1 protein-coding gene is annotated in these 2,126 nt (G+C 73.0%); it reads left to right on the top strand.

Annotation, left to right across the window (positions count from 1 at the left end; genetic code table 11):
- Positions 1 to 402: 402 nt before the first annotated feature.
- The coding region (locus AB0C29_RS45210; protein ID WP_360834097.1) for an AfsR/SARP family transcriptional regulator at positions 403 to 2,126 on the top strand (1,724 nt) is incomplete at its 3' end.

The following is a 2,126-nucleotide window of genomic DNA, read 5'->3' as shown; positions in this document are numbered from 1 at the left end:
CGCGCAGCACCGTCAGCAGGCGCTCGACCTGGCCGTCGGGGTCGTCGAGCTCCACCGAGCGGCTGGGGTCGCAGACCACGTACAGGGCGGTGCCGGCGCGTTCCCAGGCACAGGGTTTCAGGCCGATCCGCATCGTTTACCTCCGTGTTGGCCGCACCGCGAGGAAAAAGGGTGGACGGCCGCACGGTGCCGCCGCGGCCGTCCACCTCACGTCATCAGGAGTCCGGCCACTGCGTGGACTTCACCGATTCCACCGTACGGATGATGATCTTCATCAATCTCACCTCCCTCGCACGTCCGGACTTCGTCCGCCCATCACGTATCCACAAGGGTGGAGCAGGCCATTGATACGTTTGGTATACGTTCGCCTTCCGGGGATACGGGGACCGACGGGGGCCTTTCGTGAAACTGGTGCTGCTGGGGCCGGTCGGGGTGGTCGTCGAAGGCCGGCCGGTGCACATCGAACGCGCGCAGCGGCGGGCCGTGCTGGCCTATCTGCTGTTGCATCCCAACCAGACCGTGACTACGGATCAGCTGATCGACGCCCTGTGGGGGGCCGCGCCCCCGGCGACGGCGAAAAGGCAGGTCTTCGCGGCGGTCTCGGCCGTACGCCGGGCGTTGCGGGCCGCCGGGCGGGAGCTGGTCACGAGCGCCGGAGGTGGTTACCGGGCGACCGTGACCGCTGCCGAGCTCGACCTGCTCGCGTTCACCGAGCACCGCGACCGGGGGCAGCAGCTGGCCCGGGCCGGCGAGCTGACGCCGGCCGTCGCCGCCCTGCGGTCCGGTCTGGACCTGTGGTCCGGAACGCCGCTCGGCGGTGTGAGCGGCGCCTTCGTCGACCAGGCCCGGCACCAGCTGGAAGATCAACGGCTGGCCGCGCTGGAGACGTTGTTCGACACGGAGAACGAGCTCGGCAACCACCATGCCGTGGTCGACGACCTGGCCGCTCTCGCCGCCGCCCATCCCTTCCGGGAGAGGCTGGCCGGCGCACTGATGCTCGCGCTCTACCGCAGCGGCCGCCCGGCCGAGGCGCTGGCCACCTATCGCCGCCTCCGGCAGACCCTCTCCGGCGAGCTGGGCATCGATCCGGGCCCGCCGGTCACCGAGTTGCACGACCGGATCCTGCGCAACGACGACGCGTTGCGTACACCCGCCGCCCGGGAAGCCGGCAGCGGGACGGCCCGGCGCTTCCTGCCGCACGACATCCCCGACTTCACCGGGCGGTCCGCGGAGCTGGCGGGCCTGGACGCACTGCTCACGGCCACGCCGGGCGGGACCGACGTGGTGATCGTCAGCGCGGTCGTCGGCGTCGGCGGCGTCGGCAAGACCGCGCTGGCCGTGCACTGGGCCCACCGGATCGCCGCACGCTTCCCGGACGGCCAGCTCTACCTCGACCTCCGGGGGTACGACGAGCGCCGTCCGCTGCCGGCCGCCGAGGCGCTCGGCGTGATGCTCCGGACGCTGGGCGTCCCCCCGCGGCAGATCCCGGCGGATGTCGACGAGGCGGCGGCGCTCTACCGCGCGACCCTCGCGGGTCAGCGTGTGCTGATCCTGCTGGACAACGCCGCTTCCGCCGCGCAGGTGCGTCCGATCCTGCCGGCCACTCCCGGCACCCTCGTCCTGGTGACCAGCCGCGACGCGCTCGGTGGATTGATCGCGCGGGACGGTGCAAGGCGTGTCGAGGTCGACCTGCTGTCGCCCGGGGACGCCGTGGAGCTCCTCGCCCGCATCCTCGGTGCCGAGCGGGTCGCCGGCGAGGCGCAGGCGACCGACGACCTGATCCGCGCCTGCGGCTTCCTGCCCCTGGCCCTGCGGATCGCGGCGGCGAACCTGGCCGCCCGGCCCCGGACGAGGATCGCCGCGTACGTGCGGGAGCTGCTCGGCGACCGGCGGCTCGACGCGCTGCTGGTCGACGGGGACCCGCAGAACAGCCTGCGGACGATCTTCGACCAGTCGTACCGTCGTCTCAGGCCCGCCGCGCAGCGGGCCTTCCGGCTCCTCGGGTGCGCACCGGTTCCGGACCTCACGGTCGCGGCCGCCGCGCAGCTCCTCGACGGCACAGCGGGGCAAGCCCAGGCGGCGCTGCGGGCGCTCGCCGACGCCCACCTCGTCGTCGAGCACCGGCC

This window comes from Actinoplanes sp. NPDC048791, assembly GCF_040650095.1.
GTDB lineage: Bacteria > Actinomycetota > Actinomycetes > Mycobacteriales > Micromonosporaceae > Actinoplanes.
This window is presented reverse-complemented; position numbering and strand designations above follow the sequence as displayed.